19 protein-coding genes and 1 tRNA gene are annotated in these 23,822 nt (G+C 59.1%); 7 read left to right on the top strand and 13 right to left on the bottom strand.

The genetic code is table 11. From position 1 onward, the window contains the following. Positions 1-6 precede the first annotated feature (6 nt). The 6 genes from ACI3K0_RS06740 to ACI3K0_RS06715 all read right to left on the bottom strand — a co-directional run bounded on the left by ACI3K0_RS06740 (position 7) and on the right by ACI3K0_RS06715 (position 6,661). Positions 7-948, bottom strand: a complete 942-nt coding sequence (locus tag ACI3K0_RS06740) for a DUF707 domain-containing protein (protein ID WP_183822896.1) — start codon at positions 946-948, stop codon at positions 7-9. Beyond that, positions 948-2,225, bottom strand: coding sequence for a class I SAM-dependent methyltransferase (locus ACI3K0_RS06735; RefSeq protein WP_183822898.1), 1,278 nt, complete (start codon positions 2,223-2,225; stop codon positions 948-950). The genes ACI3K0_RS06740 and ACI3K0_RS06735 overlap by 1 nt, the downstream gene beginning before the upstream one ends. Further along, positions 2,222-3,550: a DUF4910 domain-containing protein gene (locus ACI3K0_RS06730; protein ID WP_183824072.1), complete on the bottom strand. Its 1,329-nt coding sequence runs from the start codon at positions 3,548-3,550 to the stop codon at positions 2,222-2,224. Before ACI3K0_RS06730 ends, ACI3K0_RS06735 begins: the two co-directional genes overlap by 4 nt. Next, positions 3,550-4,110, bottom strand: a complete 561-nt coding sequence (locus ACI3K0_RS06725; RefSeq protein ID WP_148144047.1) for a dTDP-4-dehydrorhamnose 3,5-epimerase family protein — start codon at positions 4,108-4,110, stop codon at positions 3,550-3,552. The genes ACI3K0_RS06730 and ACI3K0_RS06725 overlap by 1 nt, the downstream gene beginning before the upstream one ends. Positions 4,111-4,131: 21 nt before the next feature. After that, entirely contained in the window at positions 4,132-4,905 is a 774-nt protein-coding gene (gene rfbF, locus ACI3K0_RS06720; protein WP_148144048.1) for a glucose-1-phosphate cytidylyltransferase, read from the bottom strand. A gap of 316 nt (positions 4,906-5,221) precedes the next feature. Continuing rightward, entirely contained in the window at positions 5,222-6,661 is a 1,440-nt protein-coding gene (locus ACI3K0_RS06715) for a lipopolysaccharide biosynthesis protein (RefSeq protein WP_404945146.1), read from the bottom strand. A gap of 405 nt (positions 6,662-7,066) precedes the next feature. Between ACI3K0_RS06715 and ACI3K0_RS06710 the strand changes: the two genes are divergently transcribed. The 3 genes from ACI3K0_RS06710 to ACI3K0_RS06700 all read left to right on the top strand — a co-directional run bounded on the left by ACI3K0_RS06710 (position 7,067) and on the right by ACI3K0_RS06700 (position 10,953). Next, the gene (locus tag ACI3K0_RS06710; RefSeq protein ID WP_404945145.1) at positions 7,067-8,476 is read left to right on the top strand and encodes an FAD-dependent oxidoreductase; all 1,410 of its coding nucleotides are present in this window, start codon (positions 7,067-7,069) and stop codon (positions 8,474-8,476) included. 9 nt (positions 8,477-8,485) lie between these two features. Further along, entirely contained in the window at positions 8,486-9,574 is a 1,089-nt protein-coding gene (locus ACI3K0_RS06705) for a glycosyltransferase family 4 protein (RefSeq protein WP_148144051.1), read from the top strand. Between the two features lie 386 nt (positions 9,575-9,960). Continuing rightward, positions 9,961-10,953, top strand: a complete 993-nt coding sequence (locus ACI3K0_RS06700) for a GNAT family N-acetyltransferase (RefSeq protein ID WP_246435931.1) — start codon at positions 9,961-9,963, stop codon at positions 10,951-10,953. A 4-nt stretch (positions 10,954-10,957) separates the two neighbouring features. Here ACI3K0_RS06700 and ACI3K0_RS06695 read toward each other — a convergent pair. Beyond that, positions 10,958-11,032 (bottom strand) — tRNA-Gln (locus tag ACI3K0_RS06695). 163 nt (positions 11,033-11,195) lie between these two features. Here ACI3K0_RS06695 and ACI3K0_RS06690 point away from each other — a divergent pair. Continuing rightward, on the top strand, positions 11,196-12,107 hold the full coding sequence (locus ACI3K0_RS06690; RefSeq protein ID WP_206824575.1) for an MBL fold metallo-hydrolase: 912 nt from the start codon (positions 11,196-11,198) through the stop codon (positions 12,105-12,107). A 144-nt stretch (positions 12,108-12,251) separates the two neighbouring features. On the opposite strand, the gene ACI3K0_RS06685 is transcribed toward ACI3K0_RS06690, so the two are convergent. Next, entirely contained in the window at positions 12,252-13,145 is an 894-nt protein-coding gene (locus ACI3K0_RS06685) for a DUF1499 domain-containing protein (protein ID WP_206824304.1), read from the bottom strand. A gap of 206 nt (positions 13,146-13,351) precedes the next feature. On the opposite strand from ACI3K0_RS06685, the gene ACI3K0_RS06680 reads away from it, so the two are divergent. Further along, a complete protein-coding gene (locus tag ACI3K0_RS06680; protein ID WP_183822906.1) occupies positions 13,352-13,621 on the top strand; it encodes a hypothetical protein in 270 nt (89 codons plus the stop codon). 6 nt (positions 13,622-13,627) lie between these two features. Here ACI3K0_RS06680 and ACI3K0_RS06675 read toward each other — a convergent pair whose 3' ends face one another. The 5 genes from ACI3K0_RS06675 to ACI3K0_RS06655 form a co-directional block, all read right to left on the bottom strand. Continuing rightward, positions 13,628-13,987 (bottom strand): VOC family protein, encoded by a 360-nt coding sequence (locus tag ACI3K0_RS06675; RefSeq protein ID WP_404945144.1) that lies wholly within the window; start codon positions 13,985-13,987, stop codon positions 13,628-13,630. Positions 13,988-14,074: 87 nt separating this feature from the next. After that, complete coding sequence (gene ppdK, locus ACI3K0_RS06670) at positions 14,075-16,747, bottom strand: pyruvate, phosphate dikinase (protein ID WP_183822910.1); 2,673 nt, start codon at positions 16,745-16,747, stop codon at positions 14,075-14,077. A gap of 379 nt (positions 16,748-17,126) precedes the next feature. After that, positions 17,127-20,588, bottom strand: a complete 3,462-nt coding sequence (locus tag ACI3K0_RS06665; RefSeq protein ID WP_404945143.1) for a chromosome segregation SMC family protein — start codon at positions 20,586-20,588, stop codon at positions 17,127-17,129. 36 nt (positions 20,589-20,624) lie between these two features. Continuing rightward, complete coding sequence (locus tag ACI3K0_RS06660; RefSeq protein WP_206824297.1) at positions 20,625-21,326, bottom strand: DsbA family protein; 702 nt, start codon at positions 21,324-21,326, stop codon at positions 20,625-20,627. 143 nt (positions 21,327-21,469) lie between these two features. After that, positions 21,470-21,988, bottom strand: a complete 519-nt coding sequence (locus ACI3K0_RS06655; protein ID WP_148144058.1) for a DUF721 domain-containing protein — start codon at positions 21,986-21,988, stop codon at positions 21,470-21,472. Positions 21,989-22,081: 93 nt separating this feature from the next. On the opposite strand from ACI3K0_RS06655, the gene mutY reads away from it, so the two are divergent. Together mutY and ACI3K0_RS06645 are read left to right on the top strand one after the other, a co-directional pair. Continuing rightward, on the top strand, positions 22,082-23,173 hold the full coding sequence (gene mutY, locus ACI3K0_RS06650) for an A/G-specific adenine glycosylase (protein WP_404945142.1): 1,092 nt from the start codon (positions 22,082-22,084) through the stop codon (positions 23,171-23,173). Between the two features lie 14 nt (positions 23,174-23,187). Further along, positions 23,188-23,802, top strand: coding sequence for an HAD family phosphatase (locus tag ACI3K0_RS06645; RefSeq protein WP_148144060.1), 615 nt, complete (start codon positions 23,188-23,190; stop codon positions 23,800-23,802). Positions 23,803-23,822 lie beyond the last annotated feature (20 nt).

The raw sequence follows: 23,822 nt of genomic DNA, 5'->3' as shown, positions 1-23,822 counted from the left end.
CCGCCTCTATCTTGTGGTTGTGGTTGTCGAAAGAACGGTGACGGCGGGGCTCGCCCCGACCACCTTTTCAAGCTGCACCGGCCGGTAGCCGATCTGGGTGACCGTGCGTATCAGCATGCCGTAACCCGCCCTTCTGGCTTCGCGCGGTTTGCGCATTGCGCTTGCGGCGCGCAGGAGATGCAGGCCATTGCGAATATTGGCGGCGAGATGGCTGACCTTGCGGCTGCCATCAGTTATGCCGCCATAGATCAGTTTCGGCTGCGGCACGCCCCGGAACGTGCTTCTGACCTCCCTCAGGTCGCCCTCCGGGTTCATGCCCAGTCTCTCGAAGGTTTTGTAGACGGCGCCGGTATAAAGCGGCCTCGTGTGCAGGATCGGCGAGGCATCGATGAAGGCGGCGCGATAGGCCGGTTTTGCCATCATCATGGTCCAGATATCATCCAGCCCCCAGCCGGTTGGCCAACGGGCAAGGATGGGAAGGAGCGTGCGCAGATAATCCGTGCGGATAATCGGGCACATCGGTTCGACATAATTCGAATATCGCAGCGTGAAACCGGGGCAATGCGCCGTGACCGGATAGGAAATATGGCTCGACGGGAGGAGTGATGGCTGGCCTATATCCAGATCGTTCGACGTCATGAGGTCGAACAGGTTCGACAGGCCATTCGGCTCGAACAGCAGGTCGTCATCGGGAAACATGATGTAGTCGTAGCGGTCAAGCAGATCGGGATTGGCCCGCAGGTAGCGACAGGCGCTATCCCATTTCGTGCCGGTGTCGACGGAGAGGGGAAAGTCTCCGTCATCGAGATCCGACTGCTGCTCGTCATAAGTGCTCAGCTGCAGATCCCAGTTTCGCGACGCCTTCGGCTCGACCAGCCAGTTGCGATGCAGCGACAGGCGGCCGACGCGTGCGAAGACGAGGTTACGGACTTTGTTGGCGTCAGACATCAGCCCACCTCGATCTCCTGAGGATAGGGAATGGCTTTGAGGAAGGTTCCGCCCTTCTTCTTGTAATCAGCCTGCTGGGCGACGATCTCCTCGGCAAAATTCCAGGGCAGGATGAGCAGATAATCGGTCGGCGCGGTAACCAGCTCCTCGACCGGCCGGATCGGCAAGCGGACGCCGGGCATGAACTTGCCTACCTTGTGGGTGTTGCGGTCCACGACATAGGAGATCGTACCGGCTGGCAGATCGGCATAGTTCAGAAGCGTCGCGCCCTTGGCGGCCGCGCCATAGGCGGCGATTGTCTTGCCTTCTTCACGGAAGGCACCGAGCATCTTCCGCAAGTCATCCCGGATGCCGGAAACGCGCAGGCCGAAATCACGGTAGCAATCGAAGCCGGTCAGGCCCATCGCATCTTCTTCCGCCTGCATCTTCTGCAGCCGTTCGGACTTGCCCTCGGTCTTGGAGACCCGCAGACGCAGCGAGCCGCCATGGATATCGAGTTTCTTGGCATCGTTGAGATAAAGCCCATGACGGCCCATCAGCGGTTCGAGGGCTGCCAGCGAATAATAGAAGAAATGCTCGTGGTAGATCGTGTCGAAAGCGCAGGTTTCGATCAGATCCTTGACGTAAGGGAATTCGAATTCGGCAATGCCGTCATCGGCCAGCAGAATGGCGAAACCTTCGACGAAATAGTTGATGTCGTTGACATGGGCGAGCACGTTATTGGCCAGCATGACCGACGCACGCTTGCCTTCGGCAACCAGCTTCGTTGCCACGTCCTTGCCGAAGAAATCGATGACCGTCGGCACGCCGATCTCGATCGCCGCCTTGGCCGGGCCGCCAGCAGGATCGATGCCGAGGACCGGAATGCCGTGCTCGACGAAATTCTTCAAAAGATAACCGTCATTGCTGGCAATCTCGACGACAAGATTGTCGGCTCCCAGACCCCGTTCCGCGATTAGATCGAGTGCGTGTTCGCGGCTATGGGCAAGAAGGGCCGGAATGAAGGACGAGAAATACGGATAATCCTGGCCAAAAAGGATTTCCGGCGGCACATCCTCGCTGACCTGCAAGAGGCCGCATTCCTGGCAGAGCACCACTTCCAGCGGAAACAGCGGCTCCAGAACGCCGAGCTGTTCGGGTTCGAGCAGCGCGTTTGCAAGCGGCTGATTGCCGAGATCAAGGATCGTATCGAGATGATTTCCGCCGCAGGACCTGCAGGCTGTGATACGGCCGGACTTCGGCGTTGATGCTTCCACCTGAATGCTTGCGATAGTCATGGCCGAACCTCCGTGATTAATTCAGCGTTCAAACATAGATCTGCGGCTGCACGTATTCTGGAAAACGGCGCCTTGGCGCGTTCCGCGATATCGAGAAGCGAGCGGTTTCCGTCGCACTGGTTCAGGACCCAGAGCAGGTCCATCTGCGAGGCCCCGCCTGCTTCCTTCTGCCCGGCTATGGCGCGATAAAGCCCGCGCCGCCCGAGTTGTGGTTCGCCCCTGCCGTCGACGCGGCGATAGGTGGCATTCCGCTGAAGCAGCTCGATGAGATCCACCAGAAGGTGGAAAGACTGGTCGAGCGCCTCCGATGTGACGAAGTCGCAATTGTCGAGCGAGGTGTGATATTCCGGAAAAGTGCCGTGGATGGAACGCATCAGGCAGCCAACCGGAAGGACGATACCAGGGGAGCCGTATTGCCGCTCGTCGTATCCATAAGGCGAGAATTCAAGCATTCCGAACGCATGCCCGCTATGCCGCAACACATGCTCGGCCGCGAGATCGACCACCGCGCCGTCGACAGTCTTCTTGTAATGGAACGGTCCATCGTCACCGATGCAGGTCAGGACAAGGCCGTGGGCGATGCGGTCGAGATGATCCTCGTTCTGCGCCAGCCAGGTGATCGCGCCGATGGTGGCCGGCAGGAAGAGGAAGCGGATGCCGAAGCGGCGCTTCGGCTGCGCCAGGAAATGTCTTGCGAGCGCAGTGGCAACGACGATGCCGGACAGGTTGTCGTTGGCGAGGCTCGGGTGGCAGACATGCACGGAGATCAGGATCTCCTGATCTGTCTCGCCGGGAATGAGGAACTCGCCATAGGTCAGCGCGCCATCGGCCAGCGCGCTATCGATCTCGACCTCGTAGGCCTCGTCCTGCATCGTCTGCCAGAGCGAATGCGGCAAGCAGAAGCCCCAGTTCTCGGCGTAATAGGAGGTGCGGTATGGGATGGCCTCCGGCTGGTCTGGCAGCGTGTGGATATGCGCGGCCAGCTGCTCGCGGGTGAACGTGCCGCGGACGGGCACGCTGTAACCGACGACATGCAGATTGTTATCGGCAAAATCGACGAGCACACGGCCATCGAGCGCCTTGATCGACGCTGCCCGGATATTCCATTCGCGCGGCACGTCCCAGTCGAAGACCTGCGTGCCGGTGGCAACTTCGTGGATATCGAGCGGGATATGCTGCTTCAATGCCTGCAGCGTCGCGCGCACGCCATTCCCCGTCAGGCTGCGTGGCAACGGAAACAGGGTGCGAAGCAAGGACATCACGTCGAGCGGCGGCAGGATGCCACCGTCGTCATTGCCTGCAGTCTTGAACACACCATCCAGCATCATGCGGCGCTCCGTTGGAGCCAGGGCATTCTCGCCAGAAGATCAGGCCATTCCCGATCCTTGTCGGAGATTTCCGTCACCGGCTCCGGCCATTCGATCGACAGAAGCGGGTCATCGTAACGCGCTCCGTCATAAAGTTCCGGGTAATAGGCATCACCCATCAGGTATTCTACGATCGCGTCCTCGCTCAGCGCCTGAAACCCGTGTGCAAAACCGGCCGGAATGAACAGCATCCTTCCATCGTCGGCACCGAGTTCGACATGGAAGCTCTCTCCCAATGTCTTCGATCCCTCGCGAAGGTCGACGATCACGTCATGGATACGCCCATGACTGCAGCGGACGACCTTGGCATCAGCATGCGGTGCCCTTTGAAAATGCATGCCGCGAACAGCGCCGCGCGTTTTCGTCAGGGACGTATTTCCCTGAATGGGCGTGAACACGACACCGGCATCATCAAAAAGCTTCGTGCACCATGTGCGGGCAAAACTGCCGCGGCTATCGCCGTGAACCTTCAGATCGATAAGTTTCGCATCCGAGCCGCCGAGAGAGGTGAAGTTCATGACGCCTCCTCAAGCCTGCGGCTACCAGACTTTCCACTCAGCCGAACGGGATGCCCACATCTCGTTAAGCACCGTCTTGTCCCGCAGCGTATCCATCGGGTGCCAGAAGCCACGATGGCGATAAGCCATAAGCTCGCCCTGCTTGGCCAACTCGTCCATGGGACCTCTCTCCCACATCACCTCATCGCCTTCGATCAGCCCGAGCACGGACGGGTTGAGGACGAAGAAACCGCCGCTGATCCAGGTCCCGCCATTCTCTGGCTTCTCATTGAAGGACTGGACGCGCGGATCCTCGTCTTCCAGATACATGGCACCGAACCGGCCGACCGGCTGCACGGCAGTCACGGTTGCGCTTTTGCCGTGGTCCTTGTGGAATTTCAGAAGCGCGGTCAGGTCTATGTCACCGACGCCATCGCCATAGGTCATGAAAAACGGCTCGTTGCCGAGAAGATGCCGAACCCGGGCAAGCCTGCCGCCGGTCATCGTATCTGCGCCCGTATCCGCCAACGTGACGCGCCAATCTTCGCAAGGCGGGTCGAGATAGGTAACTTCCGATGTTGCAAGATCGAAAGTCACGCTCGATCCACGCATACGCAGGTCTTCAAAGAACTTCTTGATCAGATGTCCCTTGTAACCGCAGCACACGATGAAGTCTTTCACGCCATGAGCGGCGTATATCTTCATGATGTGCCAGAGAATTGGCTGTCCGCCTATCTCAACCAAAGGCTTTGGTACAGTCGACGTCTCCTCGGAAAGTCTTGTTCCAAGACCTCCCGCCAAAATTACAGCTTTCATAGTAAAACACGCCACCCGCTCTGTGAGAGCCGCAAATGGATCTCACATTGAAATACTAAGGATACTCGAATGCTGGCAATTTCACGTGATGACCCAAGCAAAACATAAATTAACGGAGCGAGCAAGAGTTTTTATTTATTGTTAAGCTTTAAAGAAGAACTCGACAGTAATAAAAATATCATCCAGACAATTGGGTCAGGTTATCCATCATCCGACAGATATTGATGGCCATCCCGCTTCCGCTGCGACTGCTTTGGCAGCCAGACACCCATCAGACGCCAGAGCCGGAAGCCTTGCCCTTGAGCACGTGACGACGTCAGCGTGCGTCAAACAGCTCAAAGCGGCCACCGCCGAGCTTAAGCCTCAAGCCCAGAGCCAGCAGCGTTACGCCGTAAGCTGCCGCGCCGAAACCTGCAATCAGGAGCATCTCAAGGAAATCGGGGATTTCCAGACCGGCGAACTGCATTCGCAACCAATAGACGGCAACGACCATCACGGCGCCGGCCACCGCAACCTTCCACAGATTCCGGATCTGCCGCCGGAACCCGAGATTGAGGAGCTGCCGCAGCTGAAACACGTAATAGGCCCCCATTACGGCGGCCATCAGAAGCCTTGCGTAGATAACGCCCTCGATCGAAAAGAAATAGAAACCGGTCGTGACAGCGATCGTGCGGAGGATGAAATCGATCAGATTTATCCGAAACAGAAGATCTGGACGATCAAGGGCAAGACTAAGAGAAATCAGCGTCTGAAAATAGGGCACCGGCAGCATGGAGATGGACAGCAAGGCCAGATAAGGCGCAGCCTCAGCCCATTTCGGCCCGAGCAGAAGATTAGTGACCAGATCCGCGGTCAGAGCGATGCCGAGCGTGGCAGGCACGCACATCAGCATGGCGATACGGATTGCCTTCAGAAATGCCTGGCCGACCCTTGCCCGGTCCGAACTCATCTTCGAAAATGCAGACATCAGAGGCTGCAAAGCCGGGCCGATAAAGCTTTGCGTCGGTATCAACGAAACGTCATTCGCCACCGTATAGCGGCCGAGCAAAGCTTTCGGAACATAGGCGCCGATCATCAGCCGGTCATATTGCCAATTCAGTGCAGACACGACCTGCGAGGCGGTGAACCAACCCATGAAGCCGGCAAAATCGCCAAGACGCCGAAGAGAGAAAGCGGGGCGATAGCGAGCAAAAACATATGACATCATTGTCGTGACGCTTGCCGCGACGACATAGTTGGCGACCAGCGCCCAATAACCGCCCTCCGTATAAACGATGACGATAGCGGCGATCAGGCCGCAGACCTTACTGGTCGTCTCGGCAATAAAGGTCGGACGGAAATCGATATTGCGGGCGAAGTAGACCATTGCCGGACTGTAGAGCCCCTTGACCACCGTGCCGATCGCCAGAATACAGACAACGGGTACCAGTTCCGGATCACCATTGATCCAGGAATATGGCCACGCGCAGCCGATTGTGAGTGCGGCAACAGCGATGCCTCGCAGAACGGCAAGCGTGAAGCCCGTATCCAGATGCTGCTTGTCTATCGTGGGAAGGCGCACGAGCGCCTGGGTAACCGGCACCTCCAATATACTGTCGATAATCAGCACCAGCGCCATGGCCAAAGCAGTGACGCCGAAATCGGCAGGCACGAGCAGGCGCGCCAGGATGAGAAGATTGACAAAGTCGACAACGCGGCCGAACAGGCGCGAGAAGATCAGCCAGGATGCGCCTCTTAGCGTGGCAAATGCAAGCATGGACGACCCAACCCTCAAACAAAAGAGACCGTCAGCAAGCCTTCGAGAATAAGGCTCACTTATCTGGAAAACGTCCTTCCGTCCGACGTGACGAACCGGCACAGAGGACGTCATAAACGCGAATTCAACCTAGCCGAAGCTGAGCATTTCCGATCGATAAATGCCGACAATGCCGATAAAGAGCGCAAACAGACCTTTCGACTAAATCAACGATACACACAAACAGGCGATAATCTATACTGAAATCAAAGATATCTCGAAATACGTCGTGAATTATGAATTATTAAATCCAAACTTATTGTGCATTTCCTGCATTGACACGCCAGTAATTATAGTGCGGATTTGATGTATGTGATATTTATTGAAAGTATTGTTAGCCTCCTAGCCAACTATGAGGGAGAATCGATGCTTGATTCTTACAAGTTGCAGTCGGAAACGGCATCTGAGGCTGACGTCTATGATGCAATCATCCTGGGCGCGGGCATAACCGGCCTCGTTGCTGCATCGGTACTCCTTCGACAAAACAGCGCGCGCATTGCGATTATCGACGAATATCAACACATTGGCGGGAACCACATCGACTGGTCGGCCAATGGCTTCACCTTCGACATCGGCAGCCTGATCTTTCAGGATGACTCTCCACTCCTCAAGCATTTTCCGGAACTGCTCGAACATTACGTTCATGTCCATCCGACTTGGGGAAGGCTCAATCCTCAGAGGCAGATTACGCGCTACCCGATTTCGATCGTCGATGACATCCTTGGCGCCGGGCCGGTTGGCATCTGCCGAATTGTCCTCTCCATCATCCATGCGCGGATCTGGCGCCGTCGGCTGCGCAACGCCAAGGATTTCGCCAGGTTCTGGATCGGCGGCTACCTCCTCAAGCGTTCGGGGCTGGAAAACTATATGGCGCGCTTTTACGGCGTTCCACCCGAACATATCGACCTGGAACTGGCCGAAAAGCGCATGATGTGGATCAAGGAGCACTCGTCGCTGCGAGGCTTGCTCCGGAAAATGCGCCAGAGGAAATTGCCGCATCTAAAGAACAAGCAGCTGGCAAGACCGAAGGAAGGCTATGCGGTCCTTTACGAGCCAGCCAAGAAAGGCCTCATCGAAAACGGGGTCACCTTCAGGCTTGGCACGCCGATATCCAAGGTGGCCAAGGACGATGAACAGTTCATCGTAACGCCAGCACAAGGCAAGACAATAGCGGCTGCGCGAGTGATCTCGACCATGCCGATCAACATCATGCTTCGACTTTGCGGGCTGGAACAGGAAAAGTCGCTGGAGACAATCACGCTTATCAGTCTCTATTTCAGCTTCTCGGGCGATCGCGGGTTCACCCAATCCATCCTTTACAACTTCTCCTATGAAGCAGCATGGAAGCGGCTGACGATCTATTCCGATTTCTATGGCCGCAATGACGGCCGCGAATATTTCGCTGTCGAGGTCGTCAGCAACGACACGATCACCAGCATTGAACTTGCCGAAGCGGAATTCAGGGCGCATGTTGCCAACAACGCCATATTTAACGGCGACCTGAAGCTGGAGGGCGGCCAGGTTCTTAAAAACGCCTATCCGATCTATACGCACGGCGCGCCGGCGGAAGCTGCCCGGCAAATCGATCGACTGAGACAGTTCGGGATCGAGTCCTTCGGACGCCACGGCGCATTCAACTATCAACCTACAGCCAGAGTTTCGACATTGGAAGCGGAACGGGCTTTGGGCTACCGTCACCCGGAACCCGCAGATAATCCGGACCGTCGGGAACGGCACGACAAGAGACTTGAGCTTATTCCATGTAAAAGCGGATAGTAATCAAACATGCGTATCATGCATCTTCTTAACCACACCTACCGGCTGAACGGACATGTCCATGCAGCAGTCGATCTCGCATGCGAGCAAAGAAGGCTCGGTCACGAGGTGTGCATCGCCAGCGGCGGCGGCGATTTCGACGAGCTGCTGGCAAGCAACCATGTAGCAACCCGCATCGTCGATCACGAACGGAGACTGCTGACGGTCGTCCGCTCGGTCGCGACATTGAAACGTCATGTCAACGAGTGGAAACCTGACGTAATCCATGCGCATATGATGACGAGCGCCGTATTGGCCTATCCGGTCTGCAAGCTGTCCGGGATTCCGCTGGTCACCACCGTTCACAATGAATTTGAAAAAAGCGCCATCCTGATGGGGCTCGGCACCCGGGTGATCGCCGTCAGCGAATCCGTCAGTCGCTCCATGCAGCAGCGCGGAATTTCGGCGAAAAAGCTGCATGTCGTGCTCAACGGCACGATCGGCACTGCACGTTTTGCCAACAGGCAAGCGGCTCCTGCCGATCTTGCGCATCCGAGCATCCTATTCGTTGGCGGGTTACACCCGCGCAAGGGGGTCGTGGACCTCATACAGGCGTTCAAGATTGTTCACGCCACATATCCCGCAGCGCGGCTTTTCATCGTCGGCAGCGGCCCTATGGGCGAAGAATACCGGGAACTGGCGAGGCAGACGGGCTGCGGTGACGCAATCACCTTCGTCGGCTCGCTCGACGATCCCTATCCTTACATGCTGGCGGCCGACATATTCGTCCTGCCGTCGCTTGCCGATCCTGCGCCTCTGGTGATTTCCGAGGCGCGCGAGGCGCGCTGCGCCATCATTGGGACAAAGGTCGACGGGATTCCGCAGTTGCTGGAATTCGGCGAAGCCGGCATACTCGTGCCTCCATCGGCACCGGAGATGCTGGCCGCAGCCCTTGCCAACCTCCTTGCCGATCCCGCCACTCTTCGCGAATGGCAGGAAAAGAGCCAGATTCGCATCGACAACCTGACCATAGAACGCGTCGCCCTGGAAACGACGGCGGTCTACCGGTCCGCCATGGCAAAACCGAAATTCATCGGCGCGACGCGTCAGGCTGTCTGATCCATATTTTTCGGCGACCACCCTATCCCGCTCTGAAGCAAGGACGCGGCAGGTTTCACTCACCTGCCCCCACAAACTGTGCCTTTTCGCTTGAGCAGCAGGCCTAGAACCCGAAGCGATCTACATTTCCTCCGACGAAACCTCGCCGACAGCCGCTACAGGCCAGTCGGCAAGCTATTGATTCATCGAATTAATATTTTTACTTTGCCGCGCGACCGATTTTATTTGCAGCGCAGCAATTAAACTTGAATCAATAAATATGAATGCTCTTATTCACATTAATTAATTTTCGTTTAACATGACGCTGCAAATACAATGCAAATAACTCCGACAGATACCCGCTCAGCAGGCATAGTTCAGAATCTATAGTACTGAGGCTAGGTTCGATGATCACGCGTAGCAAGAGTATTGACCAACAGGGCCAGTTAAAAGCGGCAGCAGAGATGGCGTTCAACAAGCTGACGCCGACAATATTCCACGAACAATGGTGGCTGGAAGCTGCCACACGCGGGCGGGTCGATTTCGTCGAGGTGACCGATGGCGGACGAACGGTCGGGCGCCTTCCCTATATGGTCAATTCCCGATACGGCCTGACAAGCAGCAACATGCCGACGCTGACGCATTTTCTCGGCCCCGGCATCGATGACGGCGGCGGCAGCGAAGCCAATCGCTATGTCAAACGCCATTCGATCACGCAGGAACTTATCCGCAAACTCCCGCCGCTTTCATCCTTTCGTCAGAAGATGCATCGCGGCGTATGTGACGCCCTGCCCTTTCAGGCACAGGGCTACAATGTCCAGGTTCAGTTCACTTTCGAAATAGAGCCCTACCCGGACGCCGTGATCTGGAAGGCGATGCGCGACAAGACACGCAATGTCATCCGCCGGGCCGCGGAGAATTTCGACGTTCACGAAAGTTCGGATCCGGAAGCCTTCTTCCACCTTTCTGCGGCACATCTCGAAGAAAAGAGCCTGCAGGCCAATATCGATTTCGGCGTTTGCAAGGAAGTCGCGATCCAGGCGGTGAGTCGCGGACGCGGCCACATCTGGGTCGCACGAGAGAGCGCAACCGGCAGGCCGAAGGCGGCGATTTTCTGTGTCTTCGACAACAGCACTTATTATTACCTGATGTCGACCCGCGCACCGGATGCCGGCAACGGCGTCGTACCGCTTCTGCTCTGGAACGCGATCCAGTCTGCGGCGGCTATGGGCCGTGTCTTCGATTTCGACGGGATCGTCAACGCGGGCTCGATCCTGCTGTTCTCCGGCTTCGGCGGCAAGACATCGCCCCGTTATATCGTTACCAAGGCCAGCATGCCCTATCGCGTGCTGCGACAGATTCGGCGGATGGATTCCTCGGTCACCAACACATTTTGCTGAAATATGGCTGGGGCGCCAGGATTCGAACCTGGGAATGCCGGTACCAAAAACCGGTGCCTTACCGCTTGGCGACGCCCCAACACTTCCGTGACCGCATGAAGATGCCGCACGGCAGGCGCTTCCTCTAGCAAAGCTTTATCCCGCCCTCAACGGCTATCTTCGTTCATCCGGCTATTTTCCTTGCGATAGTTTTTGGAATAAAGCGGGATATGGCGAAGGAAAAGGCTAGCAAGACGCAAGGCATGGCAAGCGATATCGATTTCGACACCGAATTCTCACCGGACTACGGCCATGCCGTTCCGATTGCGCAGGACGTTCAGCGACTGACCGTCAACAATCCCTCCCCCTTCACTTTTTACGGCACCAACAGTTATATCGTCGGCAAATCCTCGCTGGCCGTCATCGATCCCGGCCCCGACAACGAAGCGCATTTCGATGCGCTGATGCGGGCCATCGACGGTCGGGAAGTCAGCCATATCTTCGTCAGCCATACGCACAGAGATCATTCGCCGCTGGCAGCGCGCTTGAAGGACGCCACGGGTGCATTGACGGTAGCAGAAGGCGCACATCGCGCGGCGCGGCCATTGCATGAAGGGGAGATCAATCCTTTTTCGGAAAGCGCCGATACGGATTTCCTGCCGGATATCGCGATTGCCGATGGGCAGGTGATCGAAGGCGATGGATGGGCGCTTTCGGCCATTCACACGCCCGGCCATACGGCGAACCATTCCGTCTTCGCGCTGAAGGATAGCGGCATCGTGTTTTCGGCCGATCACGTGATGGCCTGGGCCACAACGATCGTTGCGCCGCCGGACGGATCCATGGCCGATTTCATGGCCTCTGTCGAAAAGCTGCTGGCCCGCAAGGACAGGATCTATTTTCCCGGCCATGGCGGCCCGGTGCGCGAGCCTGCTTCATTCCTGCGGGGTTTGCGGACCCATCGACGGATGCGGGAGCGAGCCGTGATGGAACGCATTCTGGCCGGCGACAGACTGATCGCCGACATGGTCAAGGCCATCTACGTGAAGACAGATCCCAAGCTGCATGGCGCGGCGGCGCTTTCGGTTCTTGCCCATATCGAAGACCTTCTTGAAAAAGGGAGGGTAGCAACCGATGGGCCACCCTCGCTGCACGGGATCTATCGGCCGGCCTGATAGAATTGCCTGTCGCTTTGCTTACGCAATCCGGTTGCGATTTTAGAGCATTTCCGCCTTTCTTCGAAATGCGAAACGGCTCTATCGCTTTGTTTTAACGCAATTCCGGACGCAAAACCGGTTCCTACTTTTGCTGGAATTGCTCTAGCCGCCTGAGAGCCCGAGCAGTTCCGCGTCGAGGCGGTCGAGAAAATCCTCGGCGATCTCCGCACCGAAACCGAGATCATGCGGCCCATAGCGAGAGACGACACGGATATCGACAAAGGTCGTTTCGGCATCCTCGCGCAAACGGATAACAACATCGAAACGCAATCCGGCAATCAATGTGCGGGTCGCACCCTGCAACACGACCTCGGTCGGATTGCCGACAGCGCCGTCCAGTGATGGTTCGGGCCGTGGCAAAGGCACTGGCGCGATATCCGGGACCGGCGCCTGGTCATCCTTCGGCGCGCTTCGCTCGGTCCGGTCAGGCTCGACCAGCGAAAGCCCGTCGGTCTTTGCAATCGCAATTCTTGCGGATAGGGATGCCTTGCGGACGCCATCATAAACACGGTCAAGCGCACCCTCATACCGCCTGCCGATCAAACCCGGGTAAGCTGCGAACTGGGCACGCCGCTCGCCTGCCTCAGGCACCGGGGGTCTGGGAAGCCAGCGCTGGGCGAAATGCAATTCGGAGATAAAAGCCGGCGGATCAGCCAGATCGGTGGAAATGTCGTAGATTGCCGGCTTGGTATAATATTGCACGGCCCCATAAATGACTGTCCCAAGCGGCAATGCCGCATAGATCAGCCCCTTCGTGGCCGCAACGCCACCATCGGCCCCGACCTGCCATAAGCGGACAAGGCCAACGAGCGAAAGCGGCAGGGACACGGCTGCGATTGCTGCGGACAGGAACAGAAGCGCCAGGAAATCCGGTTCGCTCAACGGGCCGAAACGATGGGCAAGAGCCACAATCACGAACAGCAGCAATGCCGACAAAGCCAACCGCCGGCCAAGATAGGCGGATTGGGAAACGGGCCGGACGAAACGGACAGTCATTTTGCGGCGCAAGCTCCGGACGAAACAATCAAGACTGTGTAGGACAGGTGTCGGAAGAATGGAATCTCAAAGCATCGTGGGCCACTGCCGACGCCTTCCGCTGCCGGTTTTTCCACCTCGATTTTTTTCATGCCCCGCGCATTTTATCGTCGAATGCTCTACATACCTGTTCGCGGCTCGTCCGTGCGACCTGATGGAGCATGACCATGCGTCTTTCCCGAATTCTCATTCCCTCGGCACTGCTTCTCATTCTGGCCTCATGCCAGACGATGACGCCGGAGGAGCGGCGAGCGGCCGACGAGCGCACATGTGCAGGCTACGGTTTTCGCGCCAAAACGGATGCCATGGCGCAATGCCTGCTCGATCTGGAACTCGACCGACGCGCACAGACCCGCTCGATGATGGAACGCAACGACCAGATGTTCTGGCGCCCGCCGATCGTGGTCGAACGGCGCGTGATCGTGCACAGGCCGTAAGACCCGCTACTGCCTGTACTGCAGCTCTATCCTGATCCCTTCCGGGCCATAGACGAATATCTGGCCGATACCTGCACCGGGTATCTCATCGTGTTCGAGACGATAACCGGTGGCCTTTGCCCGGCTGATCGCATCATCCCGATAAAAAAAGGCGAAGGCTGCGTGGTTGAGCATGCCTTGCGGGAAATCGTCATCGCGCTCCACGACATTGAGGTGAATGGCCGGATGGCCTTCGAGATAGAGCCAGTGGCCCGGCATGCCGAAAGGCGGGCGATACCCCTCCTCCACGCCGAGAAGCGTCGTCAAAAAATCGATCATCACAGCCGCATCGCGGGTGTGGATGTTGACATGATCGAGATTCGGCATCCGCCCCTCCCCAGGTTTTCCCCCGGGGGCATACTAACATGAGCGGCCAAGCTCACGCCATCCTCAGCGCCCTTCCCCACTGAAGGGTCAGGCGTTGCGCTTGGCGATAGCGGCCTGGGCTGCCGCGAGGCGCGCTACCGGCACCCGGAAGGGCGAGCAGGACACATAGTCGAGATCGGCATTTTCGCAGAAATGGATCGATGCCGGATCGCCGCCATGTTCGCCGCAGATGCCCATCTTGAGATCGGGCTTGGTCTTTCGCCCGCGCTCGGCGGCAATCTGGATCAGTTCGCCGACGCCATCGAAATCCAGCGAGACGAAGGGGTCGTGCTCGATGATCCCTTTTCGCTGATAGGTCGGGATGAAGGTTGCTGCGTCATCGCGCGACATGCCGAATGTGGTCTGGGTCAGGTCGTTGGTGCCGAAGGAGAAGAACTCGGCGGTTTCGGCAATCACATGGGCGCGGATCGCAGCGCGCGGCAGCTCGATCATCGTGCCGGCCAGATAACCGATCTCCATGCCGGTCTCTTTCCAGACGTCGCGCGCAACGGCATCGATGACGCCCTTGACGTAATCGAGCTCTGCCCGGAGGCTGACCAGCGGTACGAGGATTTCCAGTTCCACCGGCTCGCCCGTTGCCTTGGCCGCTTCGGTTGCGGCCTCGAAAATGGCGCGCGCCTGCATTTCGGCGATCTCCGGATAGGAGATTGCCAGGCGACAACCGCGATGGCCGAGCATCGGGTTGAATTCGTGGATCGCATCGATGCGGCGGGCAAGAAAGTCGGGAGACATGCCCATGGCACGGGCGACATCGTCGATCTCGGCTTCCGTCTTGGGCAGGAATTCATGCAGCGGCGGGTCGAGCAGGCGGATGGTCACCGGCAGGCCGTGCATGATGGTGAAAAGCTCAGTGAAATCAGAACGTTGCAGCGGCAAGAGCTTTGCCAGAGCAGCACGGCGCGCCGCCTCGTCTTCGGCAAGGATCATCTCGCGCATCGCGTGGATGCGATCACCTTCGAAGAACATGTGCTCGGTGCGGCAAAGACCGATACCTTCCGCCCCGAAAGAGCGGGCCGAGCGCGCATCCTGAGGGGTGTCGGCATTGGTGCGGACCTGCATCCGGCGCGCCCTGTCGGCCCAGGCCATCAGCTTTCCGAAGTCACCGGAGAGTTCCGGCTGCTGCATGGCGACGCGGCCCTTGAGGATCTGGCCTGATGAACCGTCAACGGTGACGATATCGCCTTTTCTGAGCGTCACGCCACCGGCTCCGGTCAGGGTTTCGTTGCGCAGATCGACCCGCATCGAGCCAGCGCCGACGACGCAGGGGATACCCATGCCGCGCGCGACGACCGCCGCGTGGCTGGTCATGCCGCCGCGTGTCGTCAGGATGGCTTCTGCCGCGTGCATGCCGTGAATGTCTTCCGGGCTGGTCTCGATGCGCACGAGCACGACACGTTTTCCTTCGGCTTCCGCCGCGACCGCCTGTTCAGCGGTGAAAACGATCTCGCCGGTCGCCGCCCCCGGCGAGGCGGGAAGGCCCGAGCCGATCTGGTGGCGGGGGACGCGCGGATCGATGGTCGGATGCAGAAGCTGATCCAGCGACGGCGGGTCGATGCGACAGACCGCCTGTTCTTCCGAGATCAGCCCCTCCTCGACCATTTCCACGGCAACCCGCATGGCGGCCTTGGTCGTGCGCTTTCCCGTTCGCGTCTGCAGCATCCAGAGTTTTCCGCGCTCGACGGTGAACTCTACGTCCTGAAGATCCTGATAATGCTGTTCGAGACGATCGCAGATGCCGCGGAATTCCTGAAACGCCTCGGGCATCAGCTTTTCCATCGACGGCTTTTCAGAGCCGGATGCAAGCCGGCCTTCCTCGGTGATCGACTGGGGCGTGCGGATACCGGCGACGACATCCTCGCCTTGTGCATTGGCGAGAAACTCGCCGTAAAGTGCCTTTTCGCCGGTGGATGGATTGCGGGTGAAGGCAACGCCGGTGGCGGAGGTCGAACCGAGATTGCCGAAGACCATGGCCTGGACGTTGACGGCCGTGCCCCAGGTTTCGGGGATGCGATGGAGCGTGCGGTAGGTCACGGCGCGGGCGTTGTGCCAGCTGGAGAAAACCGCTGCGATCGCCTTCCAGAGCTGGACATGCGGGTCCTGCGGAAAACTCTCGTCCAGTTCGTCCTCGATCAGGCGCTTGTAGAGCGTGACGATATGCTGCCATTCGACGGCCGACAGATCGGTATCGTGCTGGCGACCGAGGCGGCCCTTCTCGTCTTCCAGCACCTCTTCGAAGATTTCGTTGTCGAGGCCCATGACGACATCGGCATACATCTGGATGAAGCGGCGATAGCTGTCCCAGGCAAAACGGGCGTCGCCGGCATCATGGCCGAGCGCCTGCACCGTTTCGTCGTTGAGGCCAAGATTGAGGACCGTGTCCAGCATGCCGGGCATGGAGGCGCGCGATCCGGAACGGACGGAAAGAAGCAGTGGCCTTTCACTGCCGCCGAAGATGCGACCGGTTTCCTTTTCAACCGCTTTCAGCCCGGCCAGAACATCAGCCTTCAGGTCGTCGCAGATCTTTTTGCCATTGCGGAAAAATTCGTGGCAGCAGTCACAGGTAATGGTCAGCCCCGGAGGGACCGGCAAGCCAAGACTCGCCATTTCGGCGAGATGTGCCCCCTTGCCGCCCAGCAATGCGATATCCACCGCGCCGCCTTCTGCCTTACCACCGCCGAACCAGTAAACCCGTTTTGCCATTCCTGCCTCCCCGCGCATTTTTCTCTGAAATTCAGAGCTTTTGCAACAGCTTGGGAAATCATGGAGGCAGGATTATGTGCGCTGCAGCATTATGCAACAGGCAATTTGGCGCAATTTGGAGGTGAGCCCGAAGACGGGAGAGATAAAAGCTTTGCGGGGCCGGATCACACTCGGCCCCGCAAAGCCTTCCGCGTAGGACAGGAAACCCACGCGGGGGGTACATATTCGCCGAATGGCCTTTGCGCCCAAAGACGCCCCCCAGCCCCCGCCGAATCCGTAATTCTGCATAGCCATATACCACATCCCGTGCATCCCCTATATGGGTGAAACAACGTATATGTGACTACAATCAATTATGGCGCAAAAAACTCTCGTTTTTTTAGCTCGCCTCACGCAGCAGCTCAGCGGTCTGGAGATCGACCGAAACCAGCTGGGAAACACCCTGCTCTGCCATTGTCACGCCGAAGAGCCGGTTCATGCGTGCCATGGTGATCGGATTATGGGTGATGATGACGAAGCGAGTCTCGGTCGAGGCCGCCATTTCATCCATAAGGTTACAGTAGCGCTCGACATTGTGGTCGTCGAGCGGCGCATCCACTTCGTCCAGAACGCAGATCGGAGCGGGATTGGTAAGGAAGACGGCGAAGATCAGCGCCATCGCCGTCAATGCCTGTTCGCCGCCTGAGAGAAGCGTCATCGTCTGCGGCTTCTTGCCGGGTGGGCGGGCGAGGATTTCAAGCCCGGCTTCCAGCGGATCCTCGGATTCGATCAGCTGCAGTTCTGCCGTACCGCCGCCGAAAAGGTGGGTGAACAAGCGCTGAAACTGGGTGTTGACCACATCGAAAGCGGCAATCAGGCGCTCGCGACCTTCCTTGTTGAGGCTCTGGATGGCACCACGCAGCTTGCGGATCGCGTCGACCACGTCGTCGCGCTCGCGGATGAGCGTCGCAAGCTTGTCGGAAAGTTCCTTCTGCTCCTCGTCGGCACGCAGATTGACGGCGCCGAGCCGCTCGCGCTCCATTTTCAGGCGGTCGACCTCGCGTTCGATGGCGCGGATATCCGGAACAGGCTGGCCCGGCTGCAGGCCGGTGAGGCGCAGGACTTCCGGCGGCGAGACATTCAAGGCCTCGCGAATACGCTGTTCGCTCTCGTGGCGCCTTTCGGCTGCGGAAACCAGTCGCTCCTCGGCACGCCCGCGTTTTTCGCGCGCATCGGCAAGCTCAGAAAGAGCGGTTGCGGCACGCTGGTCCGCTTCGCGCTGGCGAGTTTCAGCAATGACCAGTTCGTCAGCTGCGAGTTTTCGCGCAGCCTCCGCCTTTTGCAGTTCGGACATCAGGCTGCGGCGACGATCGTCGACCTCTTCGGGCGCGGCTTCCAGCTCGACGATCTCGTCGCGCGCCTCTTCCTCGCGCTCGCGCAGGCTGTCGATATGGGCGGCGGCGCTATCGGCGCGGGCCTTCCAGGACGAGCGTTCCTGGGCGATGGCAGCGATACGGCGCTTGCGGGCTTCGAGTTCGCGGCTCAGGCCTTCATAGCGGGCACGCGCTTCGGCCAGCCGGCCACGATCGGTTGCAACAGCGGCCTGCTGGTCACGCAGGCGATTGTCGAGATCCGACAGGTCCGGGGCATTTTCGAGTTCTATACGGGCGTTTTCGCCCTGAATATCGACATCTTCAATCTGCGTATCGACCTGATTGAGCGCCTCGGTGACTACATCGCGGCGACGCATGAGATCGCCTGAGGCGCGTTCCGCAGCGGCCAGCGCCTCACGGGCATCGGCAACCTGACGTGTAGCAAGCCGCACCCGGTCGCGAGCATCTGCAAGCATGCGCTCACTGGTCGCGATCTCTGCGACGGCATCGGCGAGCAGGCTTTCGCATTCGGCCAGAACATCCCGGGCTTCGTCGATCTCGGCTTCGAGTTCGGAAAGGCGGTTCTTCTGCGACAGGCGCAGTGCAGCCGCTCCGGGTGCTTCCGATCCGGTGACATGGCCATCCCAGCGATAGACAGCACCCTCTTTGGTCACAAGCCGCTGGCCGGGCTTCAGCGATGCCATCAGGCTCTGCGCGTTACCGGCAGAGGCGATCCCGATCTGCGCCAAAGCGCGGGTAAGTTCCGGCGGGGCCGTAACACGGGCCGACAGCGGCTCAACGCCATCCGGCAGGCGCGGATCGTCGGAGCTGTCACCGGTCACCGACCAATAACTGGGGGCCGCGTCATCGACCGGGCTTTCGAGATCGTCCCCGAGAGCTGCACCAAGTGCCGCCTCGTAACCGCGCTCGACATGGATCATTTCGGCAACCGGCACGTAGTCGCCTGAGGCGGCGCCGGCAGCGAGCATCTTCCTGATCGTGCGGGCTTCGGTCTCCAGCCCGTTGACCTTGGTCTTTGCATCCTCCACCGGACGGCGCGCGGAGACTTCCGCAGAGCGGGTGGAGTTGAGTGCGGCTTCGGCCTCTTCGGCAGCGGCAGTAGCATCCTCCAGCGCCATCTCGGCGGCTTCGACCAGTTCCGCCTTTTCCTCCGGGTCATCGAGTGCGCCGAGCCGTTCGGAAACGGCATCGAGTTCGGCCGCCGCATCCTGCCGCTGGCGATCGAGGCGCTGGCGACGTTCTGAAAGATCACGGATCAGACGTTCGAGCTGGTTGCGACCGGCGGCGGCTTCGGCGCGCTCACCGGTGATCGTCGCCAGCAGTTGCTCGCTCTCAGTAAGGGCTGCACCTGCTGCCTCGAATGCTTCGCTGAGCTCGGCGCTTTCGGCACCGCTATCCGCCAGCATGTCGTTCAGCTCTGCCTCTTCCTCGTCCAGCTTTTCGAGGAAAGAGGTGTTGTCTGCGGCGAGCTGTTCCTCGCGGCGAATGTCTTCGGCCAGTTGCGCCAGGCGCCGGGTCAGCTCGTCGCGGCGCTTGAGCAGTCGCCCGGCCTCCTCTTCCAGCTGGCTTCGGGCGATCTGCAGGCGCTGCAGGGCGGCACCGGCTTTCGCCTCCTCCTCGCGCAGCTCCGGCAGTTTGAGGCTGGCGACGGCCTGATCCTTGGCCGCTTCCATCTGCCTTTGAGCCTTTTCGGCAACCGTGACGGTGATCTGGTTGAGCGCGGTCTGGGCTTCCAGTTCAGCCTGCTCGGCCTCGACCCAGCGGATATGCAGAAGCATCGCCTCGCGGGCGCGGATATCGGCCGACAGCGACTTGAAGCGGTTTGCCTGGCGGGCCTGACGTTTCAGGCTTTCGATCTGGCTTTCCAGCTGGACGACGACATCTTCGAGACGCTCGAGATTGGTTTCGGCGGCGCGCAGGCGAAGTTCCGCCTCGTGGCGGCGCGAATGCAGGCCGGAAATCCCTGCGGCCTCTTCCAGCAATTGCCGGCGAGCCTGCGGCTTGGCGTTGATCAGTTCGCCGATCCTGCCCTGCCCGACCATGGAGGGCGAACGTGCGCCGGTCGAGGCATCGGCGAAAAGCAGCTGTACATCCTTGGCACGGCTTTCCTTGCCGTTGATGCGATAGACGGAGCCATTTTCGCGCTCGATCCGGCGGGTGACCTGGATCTCGTCGGCATCGTTAAAAGCTGCCGGTGCGGTACGATCGGAATTGTCGAGATAGAGGCCGACTTCGGCGGTGTTGCGCGCCGGTCGATTGCCGGAGCCGGAGAAGATGACGTCGTCCATGCCGGACGCGCGCATGTTCTTGTAGGAATTTTCGCCCATCACCCAGCGCAGCGCCTCGACAAGATTGGACTTGCCGCAGCCATTCGGCCCGACCACTCCGGTCAGGCCGCGCTCGATGAAAAATTCGGTCGGTTCGACAAAGGACTTGAAACCGACGAGGCGCAGCTTGTTGAACTTCATGCTGCGCCCCTCACTCTCCCGATGGAGAGAGCGTTATCAGATGCTGTCGAAAAGCGCCGACATGGATTCAACCGACATGTCCCCAGAATACTTCTTCCCGTTGATCAGGAAGGTCGGCGTGGAGTTGACGGCGAATTCATCCGCGCCACGCTTCACAGAAGCATTGATTTCATCGAGAAGCTTCTGGTTCGTCAAGCAGGCTTCGAAAGTCTGCTGTGTGTAACCGGCAATCTTGACCGTCTGCATCAACGCGTTGCGGACATCCTTGTCGGCTGGAGCCGCCCAGGCGCGCTGCTGCTTGAACAGCATGGAGACCATCGCGAAATACTGTTCCGGCGTTGCCAGCTCTTCCGGCTTCTGCGGGTTGCTGCGTGCCAGCATGAAGGCGGCGGTTGCGACCGGATCGAACGGGAATTCGCGGATGATGAACTGCACCTTGCCGCTATCGATATACTTGGTCTTGATCGGGTCGAAGGTGACGTTGTGGAAGTTTGCACAATGCGGGCAGGTCATCGACATGTATTCGATGACCTTGATCGGGGCATCGGCACTGCCGAGCGCCATTTCCGGCAGGGTGCCGGGCTTCAGCGCTGCAGCCATGTCGACATCGCCCTGCGATTCCGGCTTTTCCTGAGCGAGAGCATCGGTAACGCTGAGCGGAAGGGCAAGAGCGAGCGCTGTGACGGCAACACCGCCGAGAAGCGCGCGCCTGGTCATGGTCATATCGTTCAAAAGCATAGGACACCCGTTTGAGAGCAAATAAGAAAAGATTGGAACCTCCGTATCCCGGCGCTCAATCCTCGGCAAGTTGCCGATAGGTAACTTACTTCAAAGAATTGTGACGAAAGCTGGGAAAACCTGGGCTTAAGCCCGGCTTCACCTCAACGTGTGCGCTTTTGCTGCATCACTGCGGTGCCCAAACGCTCCACCGCCTTGCGCAGCGCCTCGCTTTCGATGCCTTCCATCATGTCGTGCAGCTTGCGGGCCGGCTCGCCCTTCAAGGGGCGCGGCGTGCGCGGATGCTTGAGTTGCGGCGAAACCGGTTTCTGGACGATGCGGATCTGGCGCACGGCCGGAAAACCGAAGAAGCTGTTGATACGGCCGATCAGTTCGCCCTGGGCGTGGGTGAGAAACAGCGCACGTGCGCCCTCGCAGGCAATCGTCAGCACGCCGGGCGTATAACCATCGTCCCGGTAACCGTCATTGCGGGCCCAGGTGATCTTTTCCGGCCGGGTGCAATCGGCGAATTCTTCGCCGGCGATTTCGTCCCAGGAACCGAGAAGCGCCGTCGAGATGCCGGCGCGCTTGGCCAGCACCGGATCGATGATGCCGTTGGCGATCTCGGCGATCTGGTTTGCACCCTTGCGGATAAATGGCGTCTTCTTGGATGGATAATTCATCGCTGGATAACCGGCCCCACAGGCTTGAGCCGTCCTTGATGCCGGCGCATTCATCTTCCAAGTATAGGGCACACACCCCTAAAACGGCAAACGATGCTCGATACGTTATCCCCGATACCCACGCTCACCCATGCACATAAGCTGCTTTCCTGGTATGACCGCCATCACCGGGAACTACCGTGGCGCGTCAGCCCGTCGGCGGCGAAGGCCGGGAAACGGGCCGATCCCTACCATGTCTGGCTGTCGGAAGTGATGCTGCAGCAGACAACCGTTCAGGCAGTCAAACCCTATTTTACAAAATTCCTGGAGCGCTGGCCCAAGGTAACCGATCTGGCGGCAGCGCCTTCGGAGGACGTGATGGCCGCCTGGGCGGGGCTTGGATATTACGCCCGCGCGCGCAACCTGAAGAAATGCGCCGAAGCGGTAGCCAACGACCATCACGGCATATTCCCTGATACCGAAGAGGGACTGCGCGCGCTTCCCGGTATCGGGGACTACACGTCTGCAGCTGTCGCCGCCATCGCCTTCAACCGGCCGTCGGCCGTCATGGACGGTAATGTCGAGCGGGTGATTTCGCGCCTCTATGCGATCGATGCGCCACTACCCGGCTCCAAGCCCGAGATGAAAGCCAGGGTGCGCGAACTGACGCCGACCGACCGGCCCGGCGATTTCGCCCAGGCGATGATGGACCTGGGGGCCACGATCTGCACGCCGAAGCGCCCTGCCTGCGCGCTCTGTCCCTTCCGCGATGACTGTCTGGCGCTGGCGGAACACGAGCCGGAGCGTTTTCCGGTCAAGGCGGCGAAAAAGGAAAAGCCGGTCCGCGTCGGCGCTGCCTTCGTCGCCGTGACAGAGAATGGCGAGATCTTGCTGAGACGGCGCATCGAAACCGGCCTGCTCGGCGGAATGACGGAAGTGCCGACCACCGCATGGACAGCGCGGATCGACGGCGGAACCGACATCGACCATGCACCCTTCGACTCGGATTGGCATCCGTGCGGCGCCATTACCCACGTCTTCACCCATTTCGAACTGAGGCTTTCGGTTTTCCGCACGCGGGTTCCTGCCGGTAAAGAGCCGACAGGCTGGTGGGTGGGTGTCGAAAAGCTCGATGACGAGGCTTTGCCGACTGTCATGAAAAAGGTAATCACTCAGGCTATTCCGACAGCCTTTGCAAAACACTGACCGCAGGAAACATCATGGCAGACAAGATCGACCACATCGTCTTCGATATCGGCAAGGTTCTCATTCACTACGATCCCAACCTGCCGTTTTCGCGCATCATTCCCGATGCCGAAGAGCGGAAATGGTTTTTCCAGAATGTCTGCACCCATGACTGGAACCTGGAGCAGGACCGCGGCCGCAAGTGGGAAGACGCAGAAGCTCTGCTGATTGCCCAATATCCCGAGCGGGAAGAGCATATCCGCGCATTCCGCAAATACTGGCCCGAAATGGTCTCGCATTCCTATGACGACAGCGTCGCCATCATGCTTGGGCTGATCGACAAGGGCCATGACGTGACGATGCTGACGAATTTTGCGGCCGACACGTTTGTCGAGGCGCGCAGGATGTATCCGTTCCTCAATGCGACGCGCGGTATCACCGTCTCGGGCGAGATCGGCCTGATCAAGCCGGATGTGGCGATCTACGAGCGGCATGCGAAGGATTTCGGCCTCACCCCCGAAAACTCGATCTTCATCGACGATACGATGGTGAATGTCGAAGGCGCACGCGCTGCAGGCTGGAAAGCCGTGCAGTTTACCGGCGCCGAGAAGCTGAAGCAGGATCTCATCGCTCACGGCATCGATGTCTAAGTAACCCGGCTTGGCGCAGC

Origin of the sequence: Rhizobium sp. ZW T2_16 (genome assembly GCF_044987325.1) — a bacterium.
Taxonomy (GTDB): Bacteria; Pseudomonadota; Alphaproteobacteria; order Rhizobiales; family Rhizobiaceae; genus Neorhizobium; species Neorhizobium cellulosilyticum.
This window is presented reverse-complemented; position numbering and strand designations above follow the sequence as displayed.